Below are 13122 nucleotides of genomic sequence, written 5' to 3' on the forward strand. Positions count from 1 at the left end.
CTTTACAGCCTGTTCATAAAATGAGAACAAAGGAGCAACAGATGCGGAGGCTCCGATGACAATGCTCAAGACACTCAAAACCATCGCGACACGGTCCCAGGATACGTTGCTGCAGGATGCCGTTGGTGCGGCAGCATTGGTTGTCATGCTGGTTGTCGGATTGCACCTGCCGTCATTTGTTTGATTTCTGCCTGCGCTCTCGCGCCGGTCGTTCGACGCATCCGTCCCAATTGATGCGGCTGGGGGCTCTGCCTGTCCTATTCAGCCCAGGGGTTTGCCGCCCCGTCGAACGCCACCGGGTCCCACGTGAGTAACGCGATCCTGCGCCGCCATCCCTTTGGATGTGCGGCGCTTTTTTTTGCGATATGGTGTTTCCGGGCTTCACGGGTCACGTCCGGATGTCACGCAAGGCCTCAGTCATAGCGATAGGCCAGGCGCAGGCCGCCCCAGTGGCGCCCCCCAACCCAGAGCGGGGCAGAGAGGTCTTTCATCAGGGCAAATTCACCACCGCCCATGTCACGGCGATAGACCTGCAGCAGGAAGGGTTCCGTGTTCCGCCCGGCTTTCAACCCGACCCTGTCGTCGAACATCCGGCGGTTGCGGCAATTGGCGGTGTTCCAGACCACGTCATCGCCCTGTGGACGCGAGAATTTCTTGTTGTGGGTTGGCAGATAGCCGTTCACATCGACCGCCGCGCAGAACACGACCTTGGGGTCAAACCTCAGCGCCGGTTCCTGAAAGGCGGGCAGAACGCCATCCAGGAATCTGGTGGCGCGGGTCACCACCTGGGGCGGGTTGCTCCCCTGAACGGGCTGATAGGCGCGGTCAAAGAGCTGATCCAGACCAATGCTGCCCTCTGCCACCGCTTTATTCAGCGCCTCTGAGATTTCGTTGGCGGTCTGCGTGACATAGGCGATAAAGGGCGCATCGACAGAGGCGCCTCCAAGCGCCGCTGAGATCTGCACGATCTTTTCCGAGGCCTCGACCAGATTGTGCATCCGTTTCTTGGTCTCTTCGATCCCGACAGAGGTCTCCTGCACGGTCTCGCTGATATCGGCAACCGCGGGGCGCAGATTCTCGACCGCGTCTTTCGCGCGTTTGGTATTCGCCGCAATCTGCATGCTTTGCCCATGTTCCCTGGCGATGGTTTCTTCCATCTGGCTGAGTGCAGAATCGGTCTCTGCCGAGCGTTCCAGCACCTCGCGGGCATCGCTGGCGACGGTTTCGGCCTCCTTGCCGAGCTTGGCAATCCAGTCCGTCAGGGTTTCGATATTGTCTGAAATCTGCTTTGCCGCCAGGCTGGTCTTTTGCGAAAGGTCGTTGATCGCTTCGGCCACCACCGCAAATCCGCGCCCGGCGTCACCCGCGCGCGCCGCTTCGATCTTGGCATTGATGGCCAGCGTATTGACCTGGGTTGCGATGGTCGCGATCTGGCTGTTGTTGGCCTTTACCGCCGCAAGGGTGCTCGACACGCCGCCGGACCTTGCATGGACCTCTTCGACCCAGCCTGCGACGCTGCGTGTCTTGGTGCCCACATCGCGCATCAGCGTCGCCGAGGATTTGACCGTTTCAAGCGCGCGGTTTGACGTTTCGCTCAACCCTTCGACCAGCCGGGTCGCGTCGCTGTTGGCGGCGGCCATTTCGTCGGTATTCTCGTCAAGTGCGCGCAGGGCGTTCTTCTGGGATGCGCCGTGTTCCGCAACCAGGTCGAGAAACCCGGAAATATCGACAATTTCGTAGCCCAGAGCGGCCGCAGCGACTGCCAATGCATCCATCTGCGTATCAGCATCGAGGCGCATATGCGCTGTCATTTCGTTCTCCGGCCAGTGATTATCCTGTCCCTGAGTTTGCAGAAATTGACTTATAATCCGTTAATTTTCGCGCTGGCATCGGCAGTTTCCGCAGCCTCTGACAGCGCTTCGATCGCCAGCAGGATGGAGGCATGGCGGTTCTTGTAACCGGTGGCCGGTGTCAGGACTTCGAAACCGTCAAAGGGGGCATCGGGCACCGGGCCTGCGTCCTTCAGCATCGCGCGCAGCTGGTTGCGCGCCGTGATCAGTTGCGCGGGTGTCGCCCCGATGGCGGCGGCCCCGGTCACGGCGGCGGCGGCCTGTCCCAGTGCGCAGGCCTTCACATCCTGTCCGAATTCGGCCACCCGGCCGTCCTTCATCACGACATCCACCGTCACGGTAGAGCCGCAGAGCGGCGAACGGCGCTTGACCGTCATGTCCGGCGCATCGAGCCGGCCAAGGTGCGGGATCTCCGACGCCAGTGCCAGTATCCGCGCGGAGTAGAGTTTGATCAGGTCCGTTTCGTCCGACATGCTGTTCCCTTTGCCGCTCAATCCCTACATAAACGCCCGAGCCGAAGATGCAAAAAATTTTACGTGAGGTCCCCATGTCCTTTAGTCCCGATCAAATGGTCTTCAACGATGCCGGTCTGATCCCCGCAATCGCACAGGAAGCCGAGAGTGGCGAGGTGCTGATGATGGCCTGGATGAACGCCGACAGCATCCGCAAGACGCTTGATACCGGGCGGGTCACCTATTGGAGCCGGTCGCGGCAGGAATTCTGGGTCAAGGGCGACACCAGCGGCCATGTGCAGGAGCTGGTGGATTTTCGTTTCGATTGTGACGCCGATTGCCTGCTGGTGCTGGTCCGACAGACCGGGCCCGCCTGTCACACCGGGCGGCGCAGTTGTTTCTACCGCGCGGTCAGGGACGGCGAGACAATCGAGCTTTCCACCCCACTTTGAGTTTTGCCACATCCGCCAAGCTGTTGTAGCCTGAACTTCAGTCATCTGGGGGAATGTCATGTTGTGCAAGATTGCCGGAACCGGTGCGGTGCTTGGCCTGATGGCCGGGCTGATGGGGGCCGCGCAGGCCGAAGGGTTTGATCCGCGTGCGGATTGCGCCACGCTGCTGGGCAATGCCACTCCGGCCGAACAGGTGATGATCGCGGCCTGGACCTTTGGCTATCTCGCGGCCACCGCCGACAACATCCGCCCGGTGGAGACCCGGAACAACGCGGTTCTGTTGGGCAATATCGCAAAGGTTTGTCAGGCCAATGCAGGGGCCAGCCTGCTTGATATCGTTGCCGCCAACAGCAAACCCGCCGCCGCGTCACCCGCCGCCTCCGCCGCCCCGGCACCGGGGAGCGAGGCAGAGGCGCGGGCGCTGTTGATGCAGTATTATGCGCCGGGTGCGGATTACCTCGCGCTGACCCAGGCGCTGCTGCCGACAGAGGCGGAGGTGCGCACGGTCTATGCCGATCCGCTGGGCTCGGCGCTCTGGCGGGATCTGAGCAGCCAGATCGGCCCCGGAACCGCCTTTGGGCCAAAGCCGGATCACAACGACCTCATCGTCGTCTACGCCACGACCCGCGCCCTGGCAGAGAAACGCCCGGTGCTGAATGAATTTCCCGGCGGCTACAAGGATGTGCTGCAGTATTTCAAGGTTGATGTCCCGATCGTGCGGTTCAAGTTCGTGACCCGTGGCGACACCCTGGGCCTGGCGTTTGACGGGCTGATTTACCTGAATGGCCGCTGGGTGATCATGCCCAAGCCTTGGCGCAGCCTTCCGGGTTAACTTTGGCCTCTAAAGGCCTACTTTTTCACGAATATCTTTCGGCGTCGCCCCATCGGCCCGGAACAGGGAAATGGCCCTGGCATCGTCGCGTTTGGCCAGGCGCCGGCCGCTTTCGTCGCGGATCAGCAAGTGGTGGTGATAGACCGGCACCGGCAGGCCCAGCAGCGCCAGCAGCAAGACCTGGATCGCGGTGAAATCAAACAGGTCTTCACCCCGGACAACATGGGTGATCTGCTGTGCCACGTCATCCAGCGCCGAGGCGAGGAAATAGGCGATGACCGCGTCATCCTTGCGGTACAGCACCACATCGCCGATCCGCGACAGGGCGGTTGCCGCCTCGATCCGGTGAAAACCGGCGTTTTTCTCGCCGGTTTCGGTAAATCCGGGAAGATTGCCGCCAAAACGCGCCAGGGCCCGGTCCATATGCAGGCGCAGCGCGTCACCGGGCTGCCAGCTGCTCACATCGCGGTGTTTGCAGGTGCCGGGGTACAGATCGGGAAAGGCTCCTTCCTGCGGCGCGGCGGTGGCGGCGCGGATGTCCTTGCGCGAACAATTGCAGGGGTAGAGCAGGCCCATCTCCCGCAGGCGGGCAAGCGGTGCCTCATAGCTGTCCAGATTGTCCGATTGCCGCAGCACCGGTTCGGACCAGCTCAGGCCAAGCCAGGCCAGATCCTCAAGGATCAGCGCCTCCCACTTTGCCTTGCTGCGCTCGCGGTCGGTGTTTTCCATGCGCAGCAGGAATTCGCCACCGGCCGCACGCGCCATGTCATGCGCCAGAATCGCGGAATAGGCATGGCCCAGATGCAGCGGGCCGGTCGGAGATGGTGCAAAGCGGGTTCTGAAAGTCACGCTTTTTCAAGTACATATACGTTGGACTTCATGCCGATTCCGGGCAGGTGGTCGCCGTGTTCGCGAAACAGCAGCCGCGCCGCGCCGCAATCGGTCCATTCCATCACCCGCGCTTCATAAGCCGGGTCCCGCAACGCATTGTCATTAAGGGAGAAAACGCATTTTCCATCCCGTGGCAGCGCATGCATCAGGTTGTCCAGCATGTGAACCGGTGCCGCGCCACTGCCAATCACGCCCATGGCGGCAATGGCGCTGTACTGACCTTTCGGAATGACCGGCGCGCCCGTGTCCGCGACGACAGAAAGCGCGCGGTAAATGTCCTTCTTGCGCGCTTCGCCCAGCATTTCGGGAGAGAGATCCATGCCGTCGATCACGCTGAACCCGGCCAGCTTCAGCGCAAGGCCGGAGAGGCCGGTGCCACAGCCGAAATCCAGGATCGGCGCGCTCTTGTCGCTGGCGAACCGGGCCAGCGCCGCGGCGCAGCGGCCCGGTGTGGCATAGCCGTTTTCGGCAATCTCGTCCTCATAGCTCGCGGCCCAATCGTCATAGAGCCGGCGCGTCGCAGCCGGATCCTTGGTCCCGTAAGCTTTGTCGAGAAATCCTGTCATGCAATCAGGTTAGGCCGGGACTGCGATCCTGTCCAGCCAGCTTTGCCAGTCCGCCTTGGCGCGGTCGGTATAGGCTTTGTAGCGGTCCTTGCGGCCCCGCCTGCCGCCGCGCAGCCCCTCGACCGGGGGGAAGAGGCCGAAGTTCACATTCATCGGCTGGAAGGTCTTGGCCTCGGCGCCGCCGGTGATATGGGTGACCAGCGCGCCCATTGCCGTCGTGTCGGGGGGCGGGGCGATATCGGTGCCCAGAATCTCTGCCGTGGCCATGCGCCCGGCCAGCAGACCCATCGCGGCGCTTTCCACATATCCTTCGACCCCGGTGATCTGCCCGGCAAAGCGGATGTTGGGCTGGCTGCGCAGGCGCATCTGATCGTCCAGCAAGGTGGGAGAGTTGATGAAGGAATTGCGGTGAATCCCGCCCAGCCGCGCGAAACTGGCGTTTTCCAGCCCAGGAATTGTTTTGAAAACATCGGCTTGCGCGCCATACTTCATCTTGGTCTGGAATCCCACGATGTTATAGAGCGTGCCCAGCTTGTTGTCGCGGCGCAGCTGCACCACCGCATGCGCCTTGACCTCGGGCTGGTGCGGGTTGGTCAGGCCCACGGGTTTCATCGGGCCGTGGCGCAGGGTTTCGCGGCCGCGTTCGGCCATCACTTCGATGGGCAGGCAGCCGTCGAAATAGCCTGCCGTCTCGCCCTCGCGGAACTCGGTCTTGTCGGCCGCAAGCAGCGCGTCGATGAAGGCGTCATATTGCGCCTTGTCCATCGGGCAGTTGAGGTAGGCGGTGCGTTCCTCTTCGGTCTCGCCCTTGTCATAGCGCGATTGCATCCAGGCCTTGGACATGTCGATGCTGTCGAAATAGACGATGGGCGCAATGGCGTCGAAAAACGCCAGCGCCTCGGCCCCGGTGCGCGCCGCGATGGCCTCGGCCAGCTTGCCGGAGGTCAGCGGCCCGGTCGCGATGATCCAATGGCCCTCACTCGGCAGTTCGGTGATTTCGCCATATTCCACCGTTACACGCGGATGCGCCATCAACGCATCTGTCACCGATTGGGCAAAGGGGTCCCGGTCCACCGCCAGGGCGCCGCCTGCGGGCAGTTTGTTGCGGTCGGCGCAGGCCATGATCAGCCCGCCCGCGGCGCGCATTTCCCAGTGCAGCAGGCCCACCGCATTCTGTTCATCGTCATCCGAGCGGAAGGAGTTCGAGCAGACCATCTCGCCCAGAAGGCCCGTCTGATGCGCGAATGTGCCGACCTCGGGCCGCATCTCGTGCAGGACCACGTCGATGCCTGCGTTTGCAGCCTGCCAGGCGGCTTCGGACCCGGCCATGCCGCCGCCCACGATATGAAGTGTCTGTGTCATGACAGCGATGTAGGGCAGGGCGGCGCGACAGGCAACCGCTAGCAGCATGGGATGTGTTGGGGGAATTGCGATGATTTGGGGTCGCCGCTGCGGGAATGGCCGGTCAGTGAGAGGCTGACCTGGAGGGACCTTCCGCCGGCGGCGACCCAAATATCTGTGCACCCTCAGGTGCTGTCAGATTTATGCCCCAAATTCGCCAGATTTGAAAGCAGAAAATCCGTCAACAATCCGGCTTCATTTCGGAAACAGTCTCCGGAGGCGGAACAGGCTTACTGGCTGTCCATCGGCAGGCCGGAGGGCACCGCGCCGGGGGCGCCCAGGGCACCTTGGGCCGCGCGCGCGTCTGTCAGCGCATCGAGAAAGCTCAACAGCTCCGCAATTTCTCCGCCGGTAAGGGCAACATCCCGGATCTCGATGGCGGCCGCGATTCGGATCATTTCCTCGGTGTCGTCCAGGGCGGTAAAATCTTCCTGCTGTGCACCGCCCGGCAACAGCGCCGCGCTGCGGTCATAGCCGGTCAGCCCCGCCAGCGCATCCATGTGATGGCGCAGGATGTCTTCCAGCCGGGCATAGGCGCCGTTGTGACCGTAAGGGGCGGTCAGCGCGACATTGCGCAGCGAAGGCGTGCGAAAGCGGTAGAAATCCGCCGGCACGCCGGTGACCTTGCCGCGCCCCAGGTCAGCATATCGGGCATAGGCGCTGTCGGTGTTCTTGCCCGGTCCGAACTGGGGCATGCCGATGGCGTGAAACCCGTGATCGGTCTGGAAGGGACCACTGTGGCAGGTGCTGCAGCGCGCCTTGCCATAAAAAAGCGCCATTCCGGCAGCCTGAGCGGGCAACAATGGCGTGCCGTCGCGCAGGTAGCGGTCAAAGGGGCTGTCGGTGGCGCGGAATTCAGTGGTGATGAAGGCGGCCAGCGCCTGGGCAATATCGGTGATGTGCAGGTCCTGCACCCCCTGGGCGGCAAAGCGGTCGCGATATGCGGGGATCGCCGCGATGCGTGCGGCCAGGATTGCCCATGCCCCGTCGCTGCCATGGATGCGGCCCGCGTCAACGGCGCTGGCCACGTCGTTTTCGCCTGCCTGGCCCGACATTTCATCCGCCGAGAGGATCGGCAGCATCGCCTGGGCGGCCAGCGCGGAGGGCATGGGTTTTTCCAGCGTCCGCCCTTCGGGCATGCGGATGCCGAACATGGCGCTCTCGCTGCGCTCCACCCGGCCATCGTGGAACATCACGGTGAATTCCCGCGCACCGATGTTGAACAGGGCAGGCGCATTGCGCGGGATGCGCGCATGCGGGCGGTTGTCCTCGCTCGCGATGCGACGGCTGCCCAGTCCAAGCCCGCCCTCGCCGATGGAGAGCGACATGCCGTCCGATGTGCCCAGCGTCGGATGGTGGCAGGTCGCACAGGCAATATTGCGGTTGCCCGACAGGATCGGGTCAAAGAACAGATCACGGCCCAGCAGGATCTGTTCCATCGGAAAGCTGGGAAAATCCGCATCGGTGACCGGCGCGGGCAGGGGATCTGCCATCGCTGTCTGAGCCAGAAAGCCGATAAATACTGCCGTCAGCGCACCGCGCACCCTGTTCCCCCCTGAAGCTTTTGGGCCAATTTGCCCAAAACCCGCGGTGATTTCCAGCCAAAGCTGCAGAAATCAAGGCCAGAAACAGGCAAAAGTGTCACTGATCCCACTTCGGGTCACGTTTGCCGAGAAAGGCATCAATCCCTTCGGCAGTATCATCGCGCAGCATGTTCTGCACCATGACCTCACCGGTATAGGCATAGGCCTCGGCCACAGGCATCTGCAACTGGGCATAGAACGCCTCCTTGCCGATCCTGACGGCAGCGCCGAGCTTTCCGGCGATCTGATTGGCCAGGGCGGCGGTTTCATCGGCCAGCTGTTCGGGCGGAACCACGCGGTTGACCAGCCCAAGCGCGCGGGCACGACTGGCGTCGATGAAATCGCCCGTGGTCAGCATCTCGAAGGCCTGTTTGCGCGGGATATTGCGGCTCAGCGCCACCATGGGGGTGGAGCAGAACAGCCCGATGTTCACGCCGTTGACGCCAAAGCGCGTGCCTTCGGCGGCGACGGCCAAATCGCAGGTGGCGACCAGCTGGCACCCGGCGGCGGTGGCAATCCCGTGGACCTGCGCGATCACCGGCTGCGGCATCGACTGGATGCGCGCCATCATCTTGCTGCACCGCTCGAAAAGATCCCTGAAACCGGCGGCCCCGCCATCCCCGGCCTGGCGCATGGCGGTCATCTGGCGCAGGTCATGGCCGGCGCAGAACGCCTTGCCCATGCCGGCCAGGGTGATCACCCGCGTTTCGGGGTCCGATGCGCAGGTATCCAGCGCTTCCATCAGCGCTGCCAGCATTTCGTCGGACAGCGCATTCAGCCGTTCCGGCGCGTTCATCGTCAGCTGCATCACCGCGCCGTGACGCTGGGTCTCTACAATTGCCATCTTGCCCTCCCGGATCAATCAAGACACCTTGCCCCGCACAGCAGGAGAGGACAAGTATGCCCGCCGTCATGACCGCAGAGCAATTGACCAGCTTCATGAAGGAGGTCTTCGCGCAGGTTGCCGATGATTTCGCCATCGACGACGTGGGCGAGGGCGAGATCACCATGCGCCTGCTGACCCAGGACCGCCACCTGCGGCCCGGAGGTACAATTTCCGGCCCCGCCATGTTCGCGCTGGCGGATGTCGCGGCCTATCTGGTCACGCTGGCGATGATCGGCCCGCAGGCCCTGGCGGTGACGACAAATTGTTCCATTGATTTCATGCGCAAGCCGCAGGCGGGCGTCGAGCTGGTTGCCCGGGCGCGCTTGCTGAAGCTGGGCAAGCAATTGTCGGTCACCGATGTGATGCTGTATTCCGTGGGTCTGGATGCGCCGGTGGCGCGGGCATCGCTGACCTATGCCATCCCGCCCCGCAAGATGGCGGTCTGATCTGCATTCGCAACCGCATATCTCACGCAGTCTGAGCGAGACAGCGGCTACCTGTTTATCCTGAAACGAAAAATGGGCCGGATTGCTCCGGCCCAGTGAAGAGGTCTGGCAGATCCCACAGGGAAGTCAGACCCGCCAGAACACGCGAGACGCCTCGGTATCGGCCTGCTCGGGTGTCAGTCCCACGTCGCTCAGCTGCCATGGCTCAAGCCTTGAGAGGGCGAGTCGTGTGCGGCGGCGGGTGGCCCATTTCGTCACGCAGACCGCGAAGGCAACCGCCAGCTCAGCCACAATCGGCGTGCCAGGTTGCGCCAGGATGCTCAGCGCGTCGGGTGTCGTCGGTCTTGCCTGTGTCATGGGAATCTCCTTCTCGAATAATTGTATTGACACAATATAGCGGACTGCTACAATAAATTGATACAAAAGGCCGTACAAAGACGCTAGGGAAACATTGTAATGGATACAATTTGGTCATCCGAGGGGCTTGCCGGGACGGGGCCCAAGTACAAAGCGGTTGTAACAATGATCCGTGACCGCATCGCGACAAAGGCATTGCAGGTCGACGACAAGCTGCCGCCGGTGCGGGATCTGGCCTGGAAGCTGGGCATCACCCCCGGCACCGTGGCGCGGGCGTACAGCATCCTCACCGATGACGGCACCCTGCGCGCCGAAGTCGGGCGCGGCACCTTCGTGGCGGCGCCGAAAACTGTCGGGCGGCCGCTCAACCTGATCGAAATTGATCCGGTGCCGCATAACACCGGGGGTGACGTGTATCAGGTCAACCTCTATTCGCCGCATCTGCCCAATGGCGGGCAGGCGGAGCTGATCCGAAGGCTGTTGATCGAAGTGGCGGAAGACCCGCCATCTGGCGTGATGCATTACCCGTCGCGGCGCAGCGCGCTTGGCGCGCGGCTGGCGATGGTCCAGTGGTTGCAGGGCACGCCCATCGGCGCGGTGGAGGAAAGCGATATCGTGCTGAGCCTTGGCGGCCAGAATGCGGTGATGCTGATGCTGCAGACCGTGCTGCAGGGCCGCCGCCCCGTCGTCTTTGTCGAGGCGCTGTCCTATCCCGGTTTCCGCCGCGCCGCCGAGGCATTGCGCGCCGATGTCGTGCCGATCGAGATCGACGCACATGGGATCGTCCCCGAAGCCCTTGCCGCCGCCGCCGAACGCCACCCGGAGGCACAGCTGCTATGTACCTCGCCCGAGGTGCACAGCCCCACCTGCGGCTTTACCCCGATGGACCGGCGCGCGGCCATTGTGGCGGTGGCGCGCAAATACGATCTTCAGATCCTTGAGGACGATTGTTACCGCATGGGCCGGGCGGAGGGCGAAGGCTATCGCCAGATGGCCCCGGAGCGCGGCTGGTACATCACCTCGCTGTCCAAATCCATCACGCCGGCCCTGCGCATCGGCTGCATTGTACCCCCCAAGGGGCTGGCCGGGGCGCTGCACCGCACGTCGGAGCACAGTTTCTTTGGTCTGGCCACGCCGATCATCGACCTGACGGCCAAACTGCTGACCCATCCTGAACTGCCCGCCATCATGGATGCCTCCCGCGAGGGGGTGGAGCGCTATGTGAAAGTGGCGGTGAACACCCTGGGCGGTTTTGATCTGCAATGGCGGCGCGATGTGCCTTTTGTCTGGCTGCACCTGCCGCAGGGCTGGCGCGCCAGCGCGTTTTGCCAGGCCGCCGAAAAGGTAGGAGTCCAGGTCCGTGCCGCCGAGGAATTTGCCGCCCGCGATGCCAATGCGCCCCATGCGATCCGCATGGCGGTCAATGCGGGCGTGTCGCTGCGCAGCTTCGAGGCGGCAATGGAACGGCTGCGCGATCTGCTGGAACATCCGCCCGAGCAGATCAACGTCTGATCCGGGCCTCGCGCGAAATTTCTTGGCAGAAGGGGTGCCACTGGCTAGATTTTGATCATTCAGCAAAAGGAATTTGCCCATGCGATTGATCGTTCTCGCCCTTGCCGCCGCCCTCACGGGGCTCACTTCACCGCTGCTTGCCCAGCAGGCCAATGTCTTTGCCCAGGCCGAGATTGACAGCGCCCCCGCCTGTGGCAAGGGGCGCGAGATCGAGAATGGCACAGTGCAGCTTTGCACCTGCAAGGCCACCACGTTCAAACGCTTCGTCTGGGGCAGCGGCCCCTATTCGGGCCATTCCGATGTCTGCACCGCTGCACGCCACGCCGGGGTGATCGGCGAGGATGGCGGCGCATTGGCGGTCGTGGGCCGGCCCGGGCAGAAATCCTATGAAGGCTCGGATGCCAACGGTATCTCCACCAAGCGCTGGGGCCTGTTCCAGTCCAGCTTTGACGTGATGCCGGCGCTGGTGGCGGGGCAGGCGGCGGCCGCGGACGAGCCGGTTCTGGCCTGCACCGGCTTTTCCGCCGATGCGGCGCCCTATACCTGTGCCTGCCCCGAAGGCAGCGATGCGGGCGGATCGGTCTGGGGCAGCGGCCCCTATACCGGCGACAGCGACCTCTGCCGCGCGGCGGTTCATGCCGGTGCGATCCCGGCCACCGGCGGCAAGATCAAGGTGACGGCAGCACCGGGTCAGGACGCCTATGAAGGCTCCAGCCAGAACGGCGTGACCAGCAGCCGCTGGGGGTCCTACGGCCAGAGTTTCGAGGTCGCGGCCGTGGCCGGCGGTGCGATCGCGATGCAAGGCACCTGCAGCACCATGCCCGCCGATGCCGAAAGCCTGGTCTGCGTCTGCGCCGAAAACGCGCCGGTCAGCAAGTCGGTCTGGGGCAGCGGGCCCTACACGGCTGACAGCGACATCTGCACCGCCGCGCGCCATGCGGGGGTTGTGGATGCGGCAGGCGGCAGCGTGACAGCGATCCGGCTGAAAGGGCTGGACGCCTATGCCGGGTCCTCGGCCAATGGGGTGACCACCTCGAAATGGGGCAGTTTCGAACAGTCGATCACCTTCGACCGGAACTGAAGGCTCACGGCGCGGCGCGCGCCTGCGCCCGCTGCGCCATCACGTCCTGGCCCAGGGTCAGCGTATAGCGTTCCAGTTCGGACAGGGCTGCTTCTGTCTCCGGGGCGCTTTGCGCGTCCAGCGCATCCGCGATCTGGCAATGCAGGGCGATGATCCTTTCGCGCGACCGCGCGGTGAAGGTGATCATGTTCATCAGCGGCTGCATCGCTTCGACCGCACTCGCCAACTGATAGGACATCACCGGGTTGCCCGCGCCATCCACCAGGGCGCGGTGAAAGGCCACATCGGAGGCGCAGAACGCCTCGTCGGTCAGGCCGGGCTGGCCCTGCCGGTGGATCTCGGCGCGCATCGTGGCCAGATGATCGGCACTGCGCCGCGCCGCCGACAGGGGCGCGCAGGCCCGTTCCAGCGCATAGCGGGCCTCGCAGGCGGTCTCGAAACTCACGGCATTCATCGACAGCAGCAGGGTGGAAGTGGTGATCTGCTGGCTATAGGCCTCTTCAAAGCTGATCCGGTTCACGAAGGCGCCCCCCGTCGCACCGCGCTGGGTGCGGATCAGCGATTGTGCCGCAAGCCGCTTCAGCGCCTCGCGCACCGTGGTGCGGCCCACCTCGAACTGCGCGCAAAGCTCCGCCTCCGAGGGCAGGCGCTGATCCACGATCAACTGCCCGCTGACGATGGCATCGCGGATCGCGCTGGCAATCTGCACCGACAGATCGGCGGGGCTGGAGGGGTCTATCTTCATATGTCTGACAATTAGGATTTGCTCCGTTTGTAAATGTCTGACATTAAATTGGCAAGAACCTGACTCGG

At 63.5% G+C, this 13122-nt stretch carries 15 protein-coding genes; 6 read left to right on the forward strand and 9 right to left on the reverse strand.

Annotated elements, in window-relative coordinates; translation table 11 throughout:
- Window positions 1–55 precede the first annotated feature (55 nt).
- Window positions 56–184: a hypothetical protein gene (locus PVW51_RS18180; protein ID WP_269366327.1), complete on the forward strand. Its 129-nt coding sequence runs from the start codon at window positions 56–58 to the stop codon at window positions 182–184.
- A 229-nt stretch (window positions 185–413) separates the two neighbouring features.
- Here PVW51_RS18180 and PVW51_RS18185 read toward each other — a convergent pair whose 3' ends face one another.
- Together PVW51_RS18185 and PVW51_RS18190 are read right to left on the reverse strand one after the other, a co-directional pair.
- Window positions 414–1811 carry a methyl-accepting chemotaxis protein gene (locus tag PVW51_RS18185; RefSeq protein ID WP_274576542.1) on the reverse strand — a complete coding sequence of 466 codons (1398 nt, stop codon included), beginning with the start codon at window positions 1809–1811 and terminating at the stop codon, window positions 414–416.
- 50 nt (window positions 1812–1861) lie between these two features.
- Entirely contained in the window at window positions 1862–2323 is a 462-nt protein-coding gene (locus PVW51_RS18190) for an iron-sulfur cluster assembly scaffold protein (RefSeq protein WP_274576544.1), read from the reverse strand.
- 74 nt (window positions 2324–2397) lie between these two features.
- Between PVW51_RS18190 and hisI the strand changes: the two genes are divergently transcribed.
- Window positions 2398–2754 (forward strand): phosphoribosyl-AMP cyclohydrolase, encoded by a 357-nt coding sequence (gene hisI / locus PVW51_RS18195; protein WP_274576548.1) that lies wholly within the window; start codon window positions 2398–2400, stop codon window positions 2752–2754.
- Window positions 2755–2812: 58 nt separating this feature from the next.
- Window positions 2813–3586: a hypothetical protein gene (locus PVW51_RS18200; protein WP_274576550.1), complete on the forward strand. Its 774-nt coding sequence runs from the start codon at window positions 2813–2815 to the stop codon at window positions 3584–3586.
- Between the two features lie 9 nt (window positions 3587–3595).
- Here PVW51_RS18200 and gluQRS read toward each other — a convergent pair whose 3' ends face one another.
- From gluQRS to PVW51_RS18225, 5 genes are all read right to left on the reverse strand, one after another.
- Entirely contained in the window at window positions 3596–4435 is an 840-nt protein-coding gene (gene gluQRS / locus PVW51_RS18205) for a tRNA glutamyl-Q(34) synthetase GluQRS (protein ID WP_274576551.1), read from the reverse strand.
- Entirely contained in the window at window positions 4432–5043 is a 612-nt protein-coding gene (locus PVW51_RS18210; protein ID WP_274576552.1) for a class I SAM-dependent DNA methyltransferase, read from the reverse strand. Before PVW51_RS18210 ends, gluQRS begins: the two co-directional genes overlap by 4 nt.
- A gap of 9 nt (window positions 5044–5052) precedes the next feature.
- Window positions 5053–6405: a methylenetetrahydrofolate--tRNA-(uracil(54)-C(5))-methyltransferase (FADH(2)-oxidizing) TrmFO gene (gene trmFO, locus PVW51_RS18215; protein WP_274576553.1), complete on the reverse strand. Its 1353-nt coding sequence runs from the start codon at window positions 6403–6405 to the stop codon at window positions 5053–5055.
- A 269-nt stretch (window positions 6406–6674) separates the two neighbouring features.
- Window positions 6675–7937 carry a cytochrome-c peroxidase gene (locus PVW51_RS18220; RefSeq protein ID WP_274576555.1) on the reverse strand — a complete coding sequence of 421 codons (1263 nt, stop codon included), beginning with the start codon at window positions 7935–7937 and terminating at the stop codon, window positions 6675–6677.
- A gap of 148 nt (window positions 7938–8085) precedes the next feature.
- Window positions 8086–8871 (reverse strand): enoyl-CoA hydratase, encoded by a 786-nt coding sequence (locus tag PVW51_RS18225; protein ID WP_274576557.1) that lies wholly within the window; start codon window positions 8869–8871, stop codon window positions 8086–8088.
- Between the two features lie 56 nt (window positions 8872–8927).
- Here PVW51_RS18225 and PVW51_RS18230 point away from each other — a divergent pair, with 56 nt between their 5' ends.
- The gene (locus tag PVW51_RS18230; RefSeq protein ID WP_274576558.1) at window positions 8928–9359 is read left to right on the forward strand and encodes a PaaI family thioesterase; all 432 of its coding nucleotides are present in this window, start codon (window positions 8928–8930) and stop codon (window positions 9357–9359) included.
- Between the two features lie 126 nt (window positions 9360–9485).
- Here the strand turns inward: PVW51_RS18230 and PVW51_RS18235 are convergent, their stop codons facing one another.
- Window positions 9486–9716, reverse strand: coding sequence for a DUF1127 domain-containing protein (locus PVW51_RS18235; RefSeq protein ID WP_269366273.1), 231 nt, complete (start codon window positions 9714–9716; stop codon window positions 9486–9488).
- A gap of 99 nt (window positions 9717–9815) precedes the next feature.
- Between PVW51_RS18235 and PVW51_RS18240 the strand changes: the two genes are divergently transcribed.
- Together PVW51_RS18240 and PVW51_RS18245 are read left to right on the forward strand one after the other, a co-directional pair.
- Window positions 9816–11228, forward strand: coding sequence for an aminotransferase-like domain-containing protein (locus PVW51_RS18240; RefSeq protein WP_274576560.1), 1413 nt, complete (start codon window positions 9816–9818; stop codon window positions 11226–11228).
- A gap of 79 nt (window positions 11229–11307) precedes the next feature.
- Entirely contained in the window at window positions 11308–12309 is a 1002-nt protein-coding gene (locus PVW51_RS18245; RefSeq protein WP_274576561.1) for an LCCL domain-containing protein, read from the forward strand.
- 4 nt (window positions 12310–12313) lie between these two features.
- Here PVW51_RS18245 and PVW51_RS18250 read toward each other — a convergent pair whose 3' ends face one another.
- Window positions 12314–13054 carry a FadR/GntR family transcriptional regulator gene (locus tag PVW51_RS18250; protein ID WP_274576562.1) on the reverse strand — a complete coding sequence of 247 codons (741 nt, stop codon included), beginning with the start codon at window positions 13052–13054 and terminating at the stop codon, window positions 12314–12316.
- Between the last annotated feature and the right edge of the window lie 68 nt (window positions 13055–13122).

The organism is Sulfitobacter sp. PR48, from assembly GCF_028807335.1.
Taxonomy (GTDB): domain Bacteria; phylum Pseudomonadota; class Alphaproteobacteria; order Rhodobacterales; family Rhodobacteraceae; genus Sulfitobacter.

What these genes read in the sequence shown, in the direction of transcription:
- PVW51_RS18235 (WP_269366273.1), bottom strand. Translation starts at nt 9,716, where the DNA reads ATGACACAGGCAAGACCGACGACACCCGACGCGCTGAGCATCCTGGCG.
- trmFO (WP_274576553.1), bottom strand. Translation starts at nt 6,405, where the DNA reads ATGACACAGACACTTCATATCGTGGGCGGCGGCATGGCCGGGTCCGAA.
- PVW51_RS18220 (WP_274576555.1), bottom strand. Translation starts at nt 7,937, where the DNA reads ATGGCAGATCCCCTGCCCGCGCCGGTCACCGATGCGGATTTTCCCAGC.
- PVW51_RS18240 (WP_274576560.1), top strand. Translation starts at nt 9,816, where the DNA reads ATGGATACAATTTGGTCATCCGAGGGGCTTGCCGGGACGGGGCCCAAG.
- PVW51_RS18225 (WP_274576557.1), bottom strand. Translation starts at nt 8,871, where the DNA reads ATGGCAATTGTAGAGACCCAGCGTCACGGCGCGGTGATGCAGCTGACG.
- PVW51_RS18180 (WP_269366327.1), top strand. Translation starts at nt 56, where the DNA reads ATGACAATGCTCAAGACACTCAAAACCATCGCGACACGGTCCCAGGAT.
- PVW51_RS18245 (WP_274576561.1), top strand. Translation starts at nt 11,308, where the DNA reads ATGCGATTGATCGTTCTCGCCCTTGCCGCCGCCCTCACGGGGCTCACT.
- PVW51_RS18250 (WP_274576562.1), bottom strand. Translation starts at nt 13,054, where the DNA reads ATGAAGATAGACCCCTCCAGCCCCGCCGATCTGTCGGTGCAGATTGCC.
- PVW51_RS18185 (WP_274576542.1), bottom strand. Translation starts at nt 1,811, where the DNA reads ATGACAGCGCATATGCGCCTCGATGCTGATACGCAGATGGATGCATTG.
- PVW51_RS18210 (WP_274576552.1), bottom strand. Translation starts at nt 5,043, where the DNA reads ATGACAGGATTTCTCGACAAAGCTTACGGGACCAAGGATCCGGCTGCG.
- PVW51_RS18190 (WP_274576544.1), bottom strand. Translation starts at nt 2,323, where the DNA reads ATGTCGGACGAAACGGACCTGATCAAACTCTACTCCGCGCGGATACTG.
- PVW51_RS18200 (WP_274576550.1), top strand. Translation starts at nt 2,813, where the DNA reads ATGTTGTGCAAGATTGCCGGAACCGGTGCGGTGCTTGGCCTGATGGCC.
- hisI (WP_274576548.1), top strand. Translation starts at nt 2,398, where the DNA reads ATGTCCTTTAGTCCCGATCAAATGGTCTTCAACGATGCCGGTCTGATC.
- PVW51_RS18230 (WP_274576558.1), top strand. Translation starts at nt 8,928, where the DNA reads ATGCCCGCCGTCATGACCGCAGAGCAATTGACCAGCTTCATGAAGGAG.